The sequence below is a fragment of the Alterluteimonas muca genome, assembly GCF_021191595.1.
GTDB lineage: Bacteria > Pseudomonadota > Gammaproteobacteria > Xanthomonadales > Xanthomonadaceae > Luteimonas > Luteimonas muca.
Genome location: NZ_JAIWPS010000001.1, coordinates 388763 through 401930, shown reverse-complemented (window position 1 = coordinate 401930; position 13168 = coordinate 388763). Strand labels below are relative to the sequence as shown.

Genomic DNA, 13168 nt, shown 5'->3' with positions numbered 1-13168 from the left:
CTCGGGCGCCGGCCGCTGGGTACCGGGAATCGGCCGGATGCCGGTGCCGGAGGACCGGCTCACCACCATCACGTATTCGCTGGAGCCGTCGGGCCACACCACCCGGAACATGCTGCCCGGCGGCAGGGTGGCGAACGGCGCCCCGCTCTGCGCGCGATACGCCGCCGCCAGCTGCGTCGCACCCAGGCTGCGCGTGTGTTCCGGCGACTCGACCGAGGTCGACGCCACCTGCGAGAGCTCGCGGTAGTTGTCGGCGAGCGCGTCGATCATCACCCCGGCCGCGGTGACCGAGTAGGCGGCGAACACCGCGACCCACACCCATTGCCGCGCCCGCCGCGGCGCGCGGCTACCCGTCCTTCTGTTCATCGCTCCAGCCTCCCGGACACACGCTGCGGCTGCACGCGCTGCAGCAGTGTGTCCACCATGTCCTCGAGCTCTTCCGCCCCCTGTCGCGGAATTGCAGCGTCGTATACGAACCCTTCGAAATCCTGCCTGGCATCGCGCGCGCAGATGCCGCCGTTCGCGCAGTAGCCGGTCATCAGCGCCGAGCCGGGGCCGCAGTCGAGCCCCTGCCGGCACGCCGCCAGCTGCCAGGCCAGTTCGGCCAACGGGGTACCGGCCACCAGGCCGGCGAATGCCGTCCGGCCACTGGCCGCGACGCCCATCCCGGGCGACAGCGCGGCGAACGCCTCGGCATCACTGGACCGGTGCACCCGCTCGACCAGGTCGCGCAGGTATTCCGGGCTGTCATCGAGCGGAACCTCCAGCGCCAGCAGGCTGGCCTCGGCGGCGAGATGGCCGGCCAGCGCCGCGTCCTCGCGCTGGCGGATGACGCCGGCCACGGTCAACGCATCGACAGGCGCGAAACGGCCGCAACGCTGCGCGACGCGCTCGCGCGCCGCGCGCAGTGCGGCAGCACGCCGGCCATCGAGCCGCGCAAGCACGCCGGTGTCGCGTGCATATCCGGCCGGCGACGCGGCATAGCCCGCGCAGTAGTCGTGGATGCGGCTGTTGACCCACAACGCGTCGGCGTCGCCCGCCATCACCGCGGGCGCGAGGTCACGCGACAGCGCATAAAGGTCGGGCGCGCGTTCGAAGGCGGCGGCCAGGGCATCGGCGCGGCGGGCGGCCAGCGGGCGATGCACGGAAGCCGTGGGGACCGGCCGTGTCGCCTGCACAGGGGCCGGCTGATCGCGCACGGCCGGCACCGGACGTGGAGCGCTGGCTCCGCCCGGCATCATGGGCGCTTCGCCGGTGTCCACGACAACCGCCGACGCGGCCTCGCCATCACGCATCCGCGCCAGCCCGGCAACCAGCAACGCCGCCAGCACGGCCAGCATCAGCGCCCGCGCCAGCCCGGCGACGGGTGCCGCGCCGCGCCCGGAGAACAGGGAATCCACCAGCGCGGCGAACTGCCGCATGCAAGCCTCCGTCGTCACGACCGCGCGGCGTCGACGCGCCCGGCGTGGCGGCATGGTACGCCATCATCGCGTCCACGCACCGGGGTTTACCCTGCCCGGCCCGGGGCCCAAGATGCGCGGCCCCCTGCTGGTCCCCCGCCATGCCGTACCTCGAATTTTCCCTGCCCTGCACCGAGGACGAACAGCCGCGCTACGAGCGCGCGCTCGACGATGTCGGCGCACTGGCGGTCACCCTGCTCGACGCCGATGCCGAGACCGGCAACGAGCGCGCGATCCTCGAACCGGGCGTCGGCGAGACGCCGCTGTGGCGCTCGCTGGTGCTCAACGCACTGTTCGCGCACGACGCCGACCCGCTGCTGCTGCTGGCGGCACTGGAGGCGTTCGACCCGGTGCTCGACTGGAGCCGGGCGTCCTTCCGCACCGTCGAGGACCAGGACTGGGAGCGCGCGTGGATGGACCAGTACGTGCCGCTGCGTTTCGGCGCGCGCACCTGGATCGTGCCGTGGAACGCTCCGCTGCCGGCCGAGGCCGAGGGCGCCGATGCCGCGGTGGTGCGGCTCGACCCCGGGCTCGCCTTCGGTTCCGGCACCCATCCGACCACCTCGCTGTGTTTGCAGTGGCTGGATGGCCTCGCCGCCGCCGGTGAACTGCGCGGGCGCCGGGTGCTCGACTACGGCTGCGGCAGCGGCATCCTCGCACTCGCCGCACTCAAGCTCGGTGCCGTCGCCGCGCTCGGCATCGACAACGATCCGCAGGCGCTGCTGGCCAGCCGCGACAACGCCGACCGCAACGCGGTGGGCGCGCAGCTCGAGGTCGCCAACCCGCAGGCGGCACCCGCCGGGCAGTTCCCGGTGGTGGTCGCCAACATCCTCGCCAGTGCGCTGGATGCACTGGCGGAGCCGATCGCCGAGCGGGTGGAAGCGGGCGGGAGGCTGGCGCTGTCGGGCATCCTCGATGGCCAGCAGGAGGAGCTGTTGCGTCGCTACCGGCCGTGGTTCGAGTCGCTGGCCGTCACCCACGAAGGTGACTGGGTTCGCATCGACGGAGTGCGTCGCCGTGATTGAATAGGGCGGCTCCGGGGGGATCGCGGTCCGTCATGTTCATCAACTGTCCGAACTGCAATGCGCTGGTCGCCACCGACCTGGTGACCGACCTGCCGCCGCTGCAGTGCCCACGCTGCGACTTCGGCCTGCGCGATATGCAGGCACGGCAGGTGACGGTGCCCACGGCCACCGATCCGGTGGCCGTCGCACCACCGCCGCTGCTGGCCGATCCGCCGGGGCTCGCCGCCCCGACCGCGCCGATGATGCCGGCGACGCCGCCCGCGCCGGGTCCCAAGCCCGCGGTGCGTTTTATCCCGCTGCACGAACCGCCACCCAGCGCGGCACTGGTGCCGCCATCGTCGCCAGGGTTCGAACCTGCGGACACCGCCGCACCCCCTCGCGACGATGCAGCCGGGCGCGCGACCGACGCAGCCGCGAGCCCCTCCCCACATCAGGACGACGAGGCACCCGGCGACGACGCGCCACCGGCGCCCGCCACAGCGCGGCCGACGGCCGCTGCGGGCACCCGGCCACCACCAGCGACCGCGCCGCCACCGACGCAGCCGGCGCCGTCCGCCGTGGCGGATGTCGACACGCCTGTCGCGGAGGCAACAGCGCCGGCGGCATCGACATCGTCGCCTGCCCCGCAGGCGCCCGCGAGCGCGCCGGCGCCCGCAGCCACCGGTGCGCCCGCTGCGCCGCCGTCCGCGCAACCTGCTGCGGGCGTACGCACGGCACCCAGCTTCCTGCGCACGGCATCGCCGGCCGCCCACGCCCTGTCGCCGCGCGAACGCCGCGTGCTGCGCATCGCGATCCCCGCGCTTGCGGTGCTGCTGGTGCTGCAGCTGCTGCTTGCCGATCGCGTCCGTCTTGCCGGCGACGCCACCTGGCGGCCGTGGGTCGCGGCCGCATGCACGCTGGCGCGCTGCACGCTGCCACCGTGGCATGCGCCGGATGCGATCGTTCTCGTGCAGCGCGACGTGCGTCCGCATCCCGCGCAATCCGGCGTGCTGCAGGTCAGCGCCACGCTGCGCAACGATGCCGCCTACCCGCAGGCGTGGCCGATGCTGCTGCTGACCCTGTCCGATGTCGACGGCCGTCCGCTCGGCGCGCGCTGGTTCGCACCCGGCGAATACCGGCCGACCGATGCCGCCGACATGCTGGCCCCCGGCGCCGCCGCCGCGTTCCGGATCGACGTGGTGGAGCCGTCCCCGCACACGGTGGCGTTCAACTTCACCTTCGGCTGAGCGGTTTGGACTTCGGGCCGAGCGGCGCGCTAGACTCGCTGGCCCCGTCGCGGGTCCGCTGCCGTGGGGAGGCAGGGGCTGCCGACGGCGCCGTCGCAGTTGCGGAAGCCGCCTTGAACACCGCCGATCGCCCAGAACCGTCCAATCGCGCTGGTCAGCGCACGCCGTTGCGCGAGCACGTCGCCAATTCCGTGCGGCGCTATATCGGCGATCTCAACGGCAGCGGTACCGACAACCTCTACGAGGTCGCGCTGCGCGAACTGGAGATCCCGCTGTTCGTCGAGGTGCTGAACCACTGCGAGGGCAACCAGAGCCGCGCCGCGGCGATGCTGGGCATCCACCGCGCGACGCTGCGCAAGAAGCTGCGCGACTACGGCCTTACCGTCGGCGACTGAAGCCGCATCCGCGGACGAAGCGCGCGCGCACCGCGGGCACCCGGACGCCACCGGTACAATGGCCGCCCGTTTTCGCCTGCAGATCCCCGCGATGTCCGTCGATCTCCTGCCCGTGCGCCGGGCCCTGCTGTCCGTTTCCGACAAGACCGGCCTGGTCGAGCTGGCGCGCGCGCTCGCCGCGCGCGGCGTCGAACTGCTGTCCACCGGCGGCACCGCAAAGGCGATCCGCGACGCGGGGCTCGAGGTCAGGGACGTGGCGGAGGTCACCGGCTTTCCGGAAATGATGGACGGCCGCGTCAAGACCCTGCACCCGATGGTGCACGGCGCGCTGCTCGGCCGCGCCGGCACCGACGATGCGGTGATGGCCGAGCACGGCATCGCCCCGATCGACCTGCTGGTGCTGAACCTCTATCCGTTCGAGGAGGTCACCGCGCGCGCCGACTGCACGCTGGCCGAGGCGGTGGAGAACATCGACATCGGCGGCCCGGCGATGCTGCGCTCGGCGGCGAAGAACTTCGCCCGCGTGGCGGTGGCGACCTCGCCCGACCAGTATCCCGGCCTGCTTGCCGAGCTTGCCGCCAACGACGGCCGCCTGTCGGCGGCGAAGCGGTTCGAGCTGTCGGTGGCGGCGTTCAACCGGGTCGCCCAGTACGACGCCGCGATCAGCAACTACCTGTCCGCGGTCACCGACGCCGCGGCCACGGTGCCGACGCGCACCCCGTTCGCGGCGCAGGCCAACGGCAATTTCATCAAGGTCATGGACCTGCGCTACGGCGAGAACCCGCACCAGCAGGCCGCGTTCTACCGCGACCTGCATCCGGCGCCGGGTTCGCTGGCCACCTTCCGCCAGCTGCAGGGCAAGGAACTCAGCTACAACAACATCGCCGATTCGGACGCGGCCTGGGAATGCGTGCGCCAGTTCGATGCGCCGGCGTGCGTGATCGTCAAGCACGCCAATCCCTGCGGCGTGGCGGTAGGCGTGGCCTGCGGCGACGCCTACGAGCTCGCCTACGCCACCGATCCGACCAGCGCGTTCGGCGGCATCATCGCGTTCAACCGCGCCCTCGATGCCGCCACCACGAAGGCCATCCTCGACCGCCAGTTCGTCGAGGTGCTGATCGCCCCGGACTACGACGACGGCGCCCTCGAGTACGCGCGGAAGAAAGCCAACGTGCGCGTGCTGAAGATCCCGATGGCCGCGGCGGCACCGGGCTTCATCGACACGAAGCGCATCGGCTCCGGCCTGTTGCTGCAGACCGTGGACGACCGCGTGGTCACGCGCGACGAACTCACCGTGGTGACGAAGGCCGCGCCCACCGAGGCACAGTTCGCCGACCTGCTGTTCGCGTGGAAGGTGGCGAAGTTCGTGAAGTCCAATGCGATCGTCTATGCGAAGGACAAGCGCACCATCGGCGTCGGCGCCGGTCAGATGAGCCGGGTGTACTCCGCGCGCATCGCCGGCATCAAGGCGGCGGACGCCGGGCTGGAGGTCGAGGGTTCGGTCATGGCCAGCGATGCGTTCTTCCCGTTCCGTGACGGCATCGATGCCGCCGCGGAATGCGGCATCAGCGCGGTGATCCAGCCGGGCGGTTCGATGCGCGACGGCGAGGTGATCGCCGCCGCCGACGAGCACGGCATCGCGATGGTCTTTACCGGCGTGCGCCACTTCCGCCACTGAGCGGCATCGGGGCCACGCAGGCAGTGCCGGCGACAGAACCGGTCAGTCGGCGTCCGGCAAGGGGCGCGCCCAGCGGCGATAGCTTGCGGCGATTTCCGTGCGCAGGCGCTGGAAGGGCGCAGTCCCCGGTGCGGCGCCCACCTGGCCGGCGATCTCCGACCAGGGCTGCGCCGGCGCGCGCTCGCGCAGGGTGACCACGGTACGGCAGGGACGTCCGGACACCTGGCCGAGCGCGCAGGCGAAATACAGGTCTCCCGCGGACCACGCATCCTCGCGTGCGAGCAGTTCCGCGGCCAGCGCACGCGGCGCCCCGTGGTAACGCACCAGTTCATCGATGAAGGCATCGAGGTGGCGCGCGGCGTAGTGGTCGATATCCAGCAGCCGGGCATCGATCCAGGTGTCGCCGGTGGCGGGGCCGGCAGCGACCGGCTGCACGGATGCACTCTCCTCGGCGGCCTCCGCTGTGGCCGAATCCTGCGCCAGGGCAGCGGGCATCAGGGCCAGCAGCAACGGCAGCATTGCGGACGCCACAAGGAAGCGCTGGATCATGTTCATTGCGTCACTCCGGCCACCGGCTGCAGTTCATGCGCTGCGCGCTCGGCGCGACCATCGGCCTGTCGCGACTGCAGGCGGCCGTCGCCCAGCAGCAGGTAGGTGCGCAGGCTGCCATCGTCGCCCTGCAGGCGGACCAGGGTGTCGTCGTACCGCCATGCGCCGGCATCGGTGAAGGGTTCACCGCCGCCGTCGAGCCGATAGGTCTCGATCATTTCGAACCGTTGCTCGCCGTCTCCGTGCGACAGCACCAGCACGGTATCGATGGCATCGCAATCGGCGCAGTGCTGCATGCCCTGCCATTCCATGCGTTCCGCCTGCACAGGTGGCTCCGGCGACGGCGATCCGCATGCCGACAGCAGCAGAAGGATGGCCGGTCCCGCGACGATGCCCGTTGGATTACGCATGCGGCGATTGTGCCGCACGCGTACGCCCGTGGCGTGCACGCCGCCGAGACGTGGCGCTGCCTACGCTTGCCGTGCATGTCGCAAAGCGGCGGCAGCACCCGGAGTACGAGTCATGGCCAGCACCGAATCCCCATCCGCCCCCATCCGCCCCCGCCTGCGCCGCTGGACCATCGGCGCGTCGGCACTGCTGCTCGCCGGGGTCGGATACGCGATCGTGCTGCATCAGCTGAGCGAGCAGGTCGGCGCCGGTGTCGAGGCCAGCCTGCGCGTGGCGCCGGCGGTCGAGGATCACCACCACCGGGCCAAATGACGGCCCGGCAGCGCCGGTGCGTGCTACCAGCGACGGCCCCGCGTCTTGCGGTCGTAACGCGGGTCGTAGTACTGCGCGGTGCAACGACCGCGGCGGTCGCAACGCACGTTGCGCGACGGCGCATGGCGGACATTGTTGCGATGCCCCGGCGGAATGCCATGCACCGGATGCCGGCCACGGTAATGCACGACGTGGGCATTGCGCGGCGCGTAGCGGTAGTACACCGGACGACCATAGCGGTCGCGTTCGACGATCAACCGGTCGTCGTAGCCTTCATGGCGGTAATAGGGAGCACCTCCACGCAGGATGACGTCGGCGGCATCGACGATCACACGCACCAGGTCATCACTGGCACGGGCCGATGCCGGCATCAGCGAGGCGGCACCCAGGCCGAGTGCAAGCGCCAGTGGCGCGATCCAGCGGGCAATTACGGGCATGAGGTGCTCCTTGGGTCCGATCGCGCCACGACCATCGCAGCGCGCGGGTCCAAGCTGCCTCGTCACAGGTGAACCACAACTGGATCCGGCGCCTGTTACGCGAACCCGTTCAGACGTAACCCCTTACAACGCGTTTTCAGCCATGCAACGGCTTACCCGCGCGTCACCGGCGGCGATGCTCAGCGCGTTGCGCACGCCAGCTCATGCAGACTGCGCACCGCCGCGGGCAGGCCACCGATGCCGGGAAGTTCGCGCCAGCGATCGCCCACCGCCGGATCGATGTCGGCCTCGCGCTCGTGCTCCCAGGTCAGGTGATAGGGCACGTGCACCGCCCAGCCACCGAGCCGCAGCACCGGCGCGATATCGGAGCGCAACGAGTTGCCGACCATGCAGAACTGGGCCGGGCCGAGGCCGAATTCGCCGAGCACACGGTGATAGGTGGCGTCATCCTTCTCGCTGACGATCTCGATGCGGCCGAACAGGTCGGCCAGACCGGACTGGCGCACCTTCGCCTCCTGGTGGAACAGGTCGCCCTTTGTGATCAGCACCACCGCATGTTCGCGGGCGACGGCCTCCACCGCCGCGCGCACATCCGGCAGCAGCTCCACCGGATGGCGCAGCATGTCCTTGGCGATCGACACGATCCGGTGCAGGTCAGTCGCGCTGATGCGTTGCGCGGTGATGTCGACCGCAGCCTCGATCATCGACAGGGCCATGCCTTTGACGCCATAGCCGAACAGCGCGAGGTTGCCCTTCTCGATCGCCAGCAGGCGCTGGCGTGCACGTGCGTTGTCGAGGTCGATATAGCCGCCGACGATGCGCTCGAACTCGCGCTGCGCGGCGGCGAAGTAATCCTCGCTGCGCCACAGGGTGTCGTCGGCATCGAAACCCACGAGGTGGATACCGCCGGCGGCGGTGTCGGGAGAGGACGTCTGCATCGGCGGATTGTAGGACCCGGGCCGCGGTATCGACACCGCACCGGACATGACGAAGGCGGCCGCGGCGGCTTCGCTGTCTTCATTGCAGGGCAATGCCGCATCCAGCGGTCACTCGTCGCCGGCCGGGCGTGCGCCCTGAGCGGCGGCGGACATGCGGTACTGGTCAGCGGTCAGCTGGCTGTCGCCGTCGTCATCCGCCCGTCGAGCACCGCTCGCCGATGCGGAATGCGTCGCGGCCTCGTCGCGGCCGGGCGTGCCGTCGCCACTGCTGTCGGGTCCGCCGGCAAGCGGCACGGGCGGCGGGTCTCCATCGGTTCTGCCGGCCTTTCGTACGCGTTACCCTTCCCATCCACCATTCCAGCCGGACGCTCCCATGACCCGACACCTGCTTGCTGCCGCCTGCATTGCCGCACTTGCCGCCTGCAGCGCGGACACCAGCGCCCGTGCCGACGCCGCCGCTGCCCCGGTCGCCGATGCCGCGCCTGCCGCCACCACCGCGGCGCGCACGATCGCGCTGCCCGCGGCGGACGGCCGTCCCTTCATCACCGAGGAAGTGGCGCAGTTCAAGGAACCCTGGGCGATGACCTTCCTGCCCGACGGCCGCCTGCTGGTCACCGAGAAGCCCGGCACGCTGAAGCTGTTCGATCCGGCCAGCGGCCGCGGCAGCGACATCTCCGGCGTGCCCGAAGTCGCCTACGGTGGCCAGGGCGGACTGGGCGACGTGGTGCTGCACCCGGGCTATGCCGACAACGGGCTGGTCTACATCAGCTATGCCGAAGCCGGCGACGGTGGCGCGGGCGGCGTGGTCGCCCGCGCGCGGCTGCGGATCGATGGCGACGGTGGCGAGCTGCAGGACCTCGCGGTGATCTGGCGACAGGTCCCGAAGGTCTCCGGGCAGGGCCACTACGCGTATCGCATCGCTTTTGATGGCGACGGCATGCTTTGGATCACCTCGGGCGAGCGCCAGAAGTTCGATCCCTCGCAGGACATGGCCTCCAACCTGGGCAAGGTCATCCGTCTGCATGACGACGGCAGCGTGCCCGCCGACAATCCCTTCGCCAACCAGGGTGGCGTGGCCGCGCAGGTGTGGTCGCTGGGCCATCGCAACCCGCTGGGCCTGGCCTTCGACGGCGACGGCAGGCTGTGGGTGCACGAAATGGGCCCGAAGAACGGCGACGAACTCAACCGCATCGAGCGCGGCGCCAACTACGGTTATCCGCTGGTGTCCGACGGCGAGCATTACCACGGCCGGCCGATTCCGGACCATGCCACGCGGCCCGAATTCAACGCGCCCGCCGTGGTGTGGACGCCGGTGATCTCCCCCGCAGGCTTCGTCATCTACGACGGGGACCGGTTCGCGGACTGGCGCGGCGACGGATTCATCGGTGGCCTGTCGTCGCAGGCACTGGTGCGGGTGGCCTTCGATGGCGACAGCGCGCGCGAAGTCGAGCGCTATCCGATGCAGACCCGCATCCGCGAAGTCGAGCAGGGGCCGGATGGTGCGCTATGGCTGCTCGAGGACGGTGGCCGTGGTTCCAGCGGCCGGATGTTCCGGCTGGTGCCGGTGACGGATGCCGGGACAGCACGCCCCTGACGCGCGCACGCGGCGGCGACGTCGCCCCCCCCGGAACGTGAGAAGGGCCCGCATTGCGGGCCCTTCTGCTTTGCCGCGGGATATAGCGGGACGTCAGTTGTGGACGCGTCGGCAGCGCTGTTCGACGACGCGCTCGCCACGGGCTTCCTGCTGGTTGCCCTGCACGTTGCGGCCGATCGCGCCACCGGCAACGGCACCGCCGACGGTCGCGATCTTGCGGCCACTGCCGCTGCCAATCTGGTTGCCGACCAGGCCACCGATCACCGCACCCGCGGCAGTGCCGGCAACGCGGTTGGGATCACTGCCTGCGCGTTGCACTTCGACGTCCTCGCAGACGACGCGGCTGCCGTCATTGAAGCGCCGGCCTTCGTCCTGCGGGCCGTAGGTCTGCGCGTGCACGGTGCCGAACGCTGCCAGCGACAGCACGGCCGCACCGGCAAAGCTGCGGAACTTGTTCATGTCGTTCTCCGCGATGGGGTGACGCGATGGGGTGACGCGATGGTGCGTACGCCGCCGCAAACAGGCAGTGAAACGGGAGCCCGAACATGGCTGCGGCCTTAACCCGCCGCGTGGCTATCATGCATCGCCGTCCGGAGAACACCCATGCACGACTGGCACCACCTGATCCGCGAGGTCACCGATTTTCCGCGGCCCGGGATCCGCTTCAGCGACATCACTCCGCTGCTGGCCGATGCACGCGGCCTCGCCGCTGCGATCGATGCGATGGCCGCGCCGTGGCGGGGGTCCGGCATCGATGCGGTGGCCGGTATCGAATCGCGTGGTTTCATCATCGGTAGTGCGTTGGCGCTGTCGCTGAGCGCGGGCTTCGTGCCGATCCGCAAGCCTGGAAAACTGCCGGCGCGCACCCTGCACGAGGACTACGCACTGGAATACGGCCGCGACCGGCTGGAGATCCATGTGGATGCGTTGCAGGCCGGCCAGCGCGTGCTGCTGGTGGACGACGTACTCGCCACCGGCGGCACCCTGATCGCCGGTGCACGCCTGCTGCAGCGGCTCGACGTGGAACTCGTCGGCGTCGGCGTGCTGGTCGAACTCGAGGCGCTGGACGCCCGCGAACGCTGGCCGCATGCGGACATCGCGCTGCACGCCGCGGTGCGTTTCTGAGCGGGTGATGCGCGGCCGGTCCGGGACCGCCCGCCGCAGCTGACAGAGGGTTCTTCTCTTCTGGAGAAACCACAAAAAAAGCCCCGGCACCAGCCGGGGCTTTTCCATACCGCTTTGCGGACTCAGTTGTGGCGGGCCTGCAGCGTCACGTTGCTGTAGGCACGCACGCCGACCAGCTTGATGTAGTACGTGCCGGCCTGCGGTGAGGGGATGCGCACCGTCTCGCTGTTGCCCGGACGCGTGGAGCTCCAGTCGGCGTCGCCTGCGGACGGCTCTTCGTCGAAGCTGACGTACAGCGAGACGTCGCCGCTGCCCCCGCTGGTGCTGATGCTGAGCGGACCGGTGATGCCTGCCGGAACCTCGATCGCGTACAGCACTTCCGAACCCGCTGCACCACCCAGGCCCGGGACCGGCACCTTGTTCTGGATCGTGGTGGCGTCCGGCCCGCATTCCTCGACCGCCGGATCGCAGGGCTCCTCGGTGGCCTTTTCCAGCAGCGCCGGCAGATCGAGGATGCCCGCGCCCATCGGCGTGGACGCCGGGATCGCCACCGGGAACGGGCGCGCGGTTTCGGCCAGCAGGTCACGCATTTCCTGCCAGTCGAGCGGCGTCTCCACGACCGACTGCACCATCGCCGCGGCCGCGGCCACGTGCGGCGACGCCATCGAGGTACCGGCGGAACCGCGCAGGATCCAGTTGCCCGGTTCGGGGCTCTGGGCACCGCCGTTGGTCACCTGCCAGACGTAGCCGTTCGGGTTGCCGTCGGCCGAACCACCGCCACCCGGCGCCGAGATGTCCACGCGCGCGCCGTAGTTGGAGTAGGAGGCCTTGCCGCCGGTGATGCGGGTGGCGCCGACGCTGATCACCCCGTTGCAGGCCGACATCGTGTAGTTGGCGGCGTTGCCATTGGCGTTGCCCGCCGCGACGACGATGATCGAACCGGCAGCGTTGACCTGGTTGATCGCATCCTGGTAAAGCCCCGGGCACGTGGTCTGTCCGCCGCTGCCCAGGCTCATATTGAGCACTTCGGCCGGATTCGGGTTGTCCGGGAGCCCGGGCACGCTGATGCCGGCGGCCCACAGCATGCCGTCGGAGATATCGCTGCCGAAGCCACCGCAGGAACCAAGCACGCGGATCGGCATCACCTGCGCGCCATGGGCGATGCCCGCCAGGCCCGTCCCGTTATTGGTCTCCTGGGCGATGGTGCCGGCGACATGACTACCGTGCCAGGAACTCGATGCCGGCCCGTGCGGCGGCGCGCCGAGCGCGACGCAGTAGTTCTCCTCCTCCCAGTCACCAAGGTCCCAGCCGCCTGGAACGCGACCGTTCTCGGCCCGACGCGACACGCGCGCGTCGCTGATCATGTCGTAACCCGGGATCACGTTGTTCTGCAGGTCCAGCGTCCCCTGCACGATGCCGGTGTCGAGCACCGCCACCACGACGCCCTCGCCGGTGGAGATCTCCCAGGCCTCCTCGGCGCCAACGCCACCTGCGGGATTGTTGAAGTTCCACTGGTACTGCGCGTAGTTCGGATCGTTCGGCGCCGCGGCCGGGCCCATCGTGCCCATGTGCCGGTACAGCAGGTCGGGTTCCGCAGAGACCACGGCCGGGTCGGCCGCCAGTTCGCGCAGGAAGGTCGCAGACTCCGACGCGCTCAGCGGCCGCGAGGTGGTGACCACGTGCCAGCCGGGTGCTGCTGTGCGGCGCAGCACCTGCGCGGACACCGCGGCGCGTGCGCTTGCGTTCGCGGTGGCCTGCAACGGACGGTCGAGCCCGGAGCGGCCCAATGCGTTCTTCAGCGCCGCCGCCTGCGAGCGCGCGGCGGTATCGCGGTACTTGACCACATAGCGGTCACCGGTGGTGGCCACGGCGGGCGCGGTCGAGGGCTCGCTCACGCGGGTGCCGGAAATGCGGTCGGCCGCGGACACGCCCATGCCAACGCTGCCGACGAGGATCGCCGCGGCGACCGCCATGCTGATCTTGCTCTGCTTCATCTCGTTCCTGCCTCTCTTGAGTTGGGT

At 70.5% G+C, this 13168-nt stretch carries 15 protein-coding genes and 1 pseudogene; 7 read left to right on the top strand and 9 right to left on the bottom strand.

Annotation, left to right across the window (positions count from 1 at the left end):
* Positions 1 to 6 precede the first annotated feature (6 nt).
* Together LDO11_RS01765 and LDO11_RS01760 are read right to left on the bottom strand one after the other, a co-directional pair.
* Positions 7 to 366, bottom strand: a pseudogene (locus LDO11_RS01765) (hypothetical protein); the annotation flags it as partial.
* A complete protein-coding gene (locus tag LDO11_RS01760) occupies positions 363 to 1421 on the bottom strand; it encodes a hypothetical protein (RefSeq protein WP_232140031.1) in 1059 nt (352 codons plus the stop codon). The pseudogene LDO11_RS01765 and the gene LDO11_RS01760, both read right to left, overlap by 4 nt.
* Positions 1422 to 1561: 140 nt before the next feature.
* Between LDO11_RS01760 and prmA the strand changes: the two genes are divergently transcribed.
* The 4 genes from prmA (at position 1562) to purH (ending at position 5784) form a co-directional block, all read left to right on the top strand.
* The gene (gene prmA, locus LDO11_RS01755; RefSeq protein ID WP_232140029.1) at positions 1562 to 2485 is read left to right on the top strand and encodes a 50S ribosomal protein L11 methyltransferase; all 924 of its coding nucleotides are present in this window, start codon (positions 1562 to 1564) and stop codon (positions 2483 to 2485) included.
* Between the two features lie 32 nt (positions 2486 to 2517).
* Complete coding sequence (locus LDO11_RS01750; protein WP_232140027.1) at positions 2518 to 3711, top strand: DUF3426 domain-containing protein; 1194 nt, start codon at positions 2518 to 2520, stop codon at positions 3709 to 3711.
* A gap of 113 nt (positions 3712 to 3824) precedes the next feature.
* Positions 3825 to 4106, top strand: coding sequence for a DNA-binding transcriptional regulator Fis (gene fis, locus LDO11_RS01745; protein ID WP_129135007.1), 282 nt, complete (start codon positions 3825 to 3827; stop codon positions 4104 to 4106).
* 91 nt (positions 4107 to 4197) lie between these two features.
* Positions 4198 to 5784: a bifunctional phosphoribosylaminoimidazolecarboxamide formyltransferase/IMP cyclohydrolase gene (gene purH, locus LDO11_RS01740; RefSeq protein ID WP_232140026.1), complete on the top strand. Its 1587-nt coding sequence runs from the start codon at positions 4198 to 4200 to the stop codon at positions 5782 to 5784.
* A gap of 42 nt (positions 5785 to 5826) precedes the next feature.
* Here the strand turns inward: purH and LDO11_RS01735 are convergent, their stop codons facing one another.
* The gene (locus LDO11_RS01735) at positions 5827 to 6339 is read right to left on the bottom strand and encodes a hypothetical protein (protein WP_232140024.1); all 513 of its coding nucleotides are present in this window, start codon (positions 6337 to 6339) and stop codon (positions 5827 to 5829) included.
* Positions 6336 to 6743 (bottom strand): copper resistance protein NlpE N-terminal domain-containing protein, encoded by a 408-nt coding sequence (locus LDO11_RS01730; RefSeq protein ID WP_232140022.1) that lies wholly within the window; start codon positions 6741 to 6743, stop codon positions 6336 to 6338. Before LDO11_RS01730 ends, LDO11_RS01735 begins: the two co-directional genes overlap by 4 nt.
* A gap of 112 nt (positions 6744 to 6855) precedes the next feature.
* Here LDO11_RS01730 and LDO11_RS01725 point away from each other — a divergent pair, with 112 nt between their 5' ends.
* Positions 6856 to 7053 carry a hypothetical protein gene (locus LDO11_RS01725; protein WP_232140019.1) on the top strand — a complete coding sequence of 66 codons (198 nt, stop codon included), beginning with the start codon at positions 6856 to 6858 and terminating at the stop codon, positions 7051 to 7053.
* A gap of 23 nt (positions 7054 to 7076) precedes the next feature.
* Here the strand turns inward: LDO11_RS01725 and LDO11_RS01720 are convergent, their stop codons facing one another.
* The 3 genes from LDO11_RS01720 to LDO11_RS01710 form a co-directional block, all read right to left on the bottom strand.
* On the bottom strand, positions 7077 to 7490 hold the full coding sequence (locus tag LDO11_RS01720) for a hypothetical protein (protein WP_232140017.1): 414 nt from the start codon (positions 7488 to 7490) through the stop codon (positions 7077 to 7079).
* Between the two features lie 179 nt (positions 7491 to 7669).
* Entirely contained in the window at positions 7670 to 8428 is a 759-nt protein-coding gene (locus LDO11_RS01715) for an HAD family hydrolase (protein WP_232140015.1), read from the bottom strand.
* Positions 8429 to 8536: 108 nt separating this feature from the next.
* Entirely contained in the window at positions 8537 to 8722 is a 186-nt protein-coding gene (locus LDO11_RS01710) for a hypothetical protein (RefSeq protein ID WP_232140013.1), read from the bottom strand.
* Between the two features lie 79 nt (positions 8723 to 8801).
* On the opposite strand from LDO11_RS01710, the gene LDO11_RS01705 reads away from it, so the two are divergent.
* Positions 8802 to 10022, top strand: a complete 1221-nt coding sequence (locus LDO11_RS01705; RefSeq protein ID WP_232140012.1) for a PQQ-dependent sugar dehydrogenase — start codon at positions 8802 to 8804, stop codon at positions 10020 to 10022.
* Positions 10023 to 10115: 93 nt separating this feature from the next.
* Here LDO11_RS01705 and LDO11_RS01700 read toward each other — a convergent pair whose 3' ends face one another.
* On the bottom strand, positions 10116 to 10481 hold the full coding sequence (locus LDO11_RS01700; RefSeq protein WP_129134998.1) for a glycine zipper 2TM domain-containing protein: 366 nt from the start codon (positions 10479 to 10481) through the stop codon (positions 10116 to 10118).
* Positions 10482 to 10625: 144 nt separating this feature from the next.
* Here LDO11_RS01700 and LDO11_RS01695 point away from each other — a divergent pair, with 144 nt between their 5' ends.
* A complete protein-coding gene (locus LDO11_RS01695) occupies positions 10626 to 11147 on the top strand; it encodes an adenine phosphoribosyltransferase (protein ID WP_232140010.1) in 522 nt (173 codons plus the stop codon).
* A gap of 122 nt (positions 11148 to 11269) precedes the next feature.
* Here the strand turns inward: LDO11_RS01695 and LDO11_RS01690 are convergent, their stop codons facing one another.
* Positions 11270 to 13141 (bottom strand): S8 family serine peptidase, encoded by a 1872-nt coding sequence (locus LDO11_RS01690; RefSeq protein WP_232140008.1) that lies wholly within the window; start codon positions 13139 to 13141, stop codon positions 11270 to 11272.
* Positions 13142 to 13168: the final 27 nt, after the last annotated feature.

Excerpts from the sequence above, each read along its gene's own strand:
- LDO11_RS01700 (WP_129134998.1), bottom strand. The coding sequence starts at position 10,481 with ATGAACAAGTTCCGCAGCTTTGCCGGTGCGGCCGTGCTGTCGCTGGCA.
- LDO11_RS01725 (WP_232140019.1), top strand. The coding sequence starts at position 6,856 with ATGGCCAGCACCGAATCCCCATCCGCCCCCATCCGCCCCCGCCTGCGC.
- LDO11_RS01760 (WP_232140031.1), bottom strand. The coding sequence starts at position 1,421 with ATGCGGCAGTTCGCCGCGCTGGTGGATTCCCTGTTCTCCGGGCGCGGC.
- purH (WP_232140026.1), top strand. The coding sequence starts at position 4,198 with ATGTCCGTCGATCTCCTGCCCGTGCGCCGGGCCCTGCTGTCCGTTTCC.
- prmA (WP_232140029.1), top strand. The coding sequence starts at position 1,562 with ATGCCGTACCTCGAATTTTCCCTGCCCTGCACCGAGGACGAACAGCCG.
- LDO11_RS01750 (WP_232140027.1), top strand. The coding sequence starts at position 2,518 with ATGTTCATCAACTGTCCGAACTGCAATGCGCTGGTCGCCACCGACCTG.
- LDO11_RS01690 (WP_232140008.1), bottom strand. The coding sequence starts at position 13,141 with ATGAAGCAGAGCAAGATCAGCATGGCGGTCGCCGCGGCGATCCTCGTC.
- LDO11_RS01705 (WP_232140012.1), top strand. The coding sequence starts at position 8,802 with ATGACCCGACACCTGCTTGCTGCCGCCTGCATTGCCGCACTTGCCGCC.
- LDO11_RS01730 (WP_232140022.1), bottom strand. The coding sequence starts at position 6,743 with ATGCGTAATCCAACGGGCATCGTCGCGGGACCGGCCATCCTTCTGCTG.
- LDO11_RS01715 (WP_232140015.1), bottom strand. The coding sequence starts at position 8,428 with ATGCAGACGTCCTCTCCCGACACCGCCGCCGGCGGTATCCACCTCGTG.
- LDO11_RS01735 (WP_232140024.1), bottom strand. The coding sequence starts at position 6,339 with ATGAACATGATCCAGCGCTTCCTTGTGGCGTCCGCAATGCTGCCGTTG.
- LDO11_RS01720 (WP_232140017.1), bottom strand. The coding sequence starts at position 7,490 with ATGCCCGTAATTGCCCGCTGGATCGCGCCACTGGCGCTTGCACTCGGC.
- LDO11_RS01695 (WP_232140010.1), top strand. The coding sequence starts at position 10,626 with ATGCACGACTGGCACCACCTGATCCGCGAGGTCACCGATTTTCCGCGG.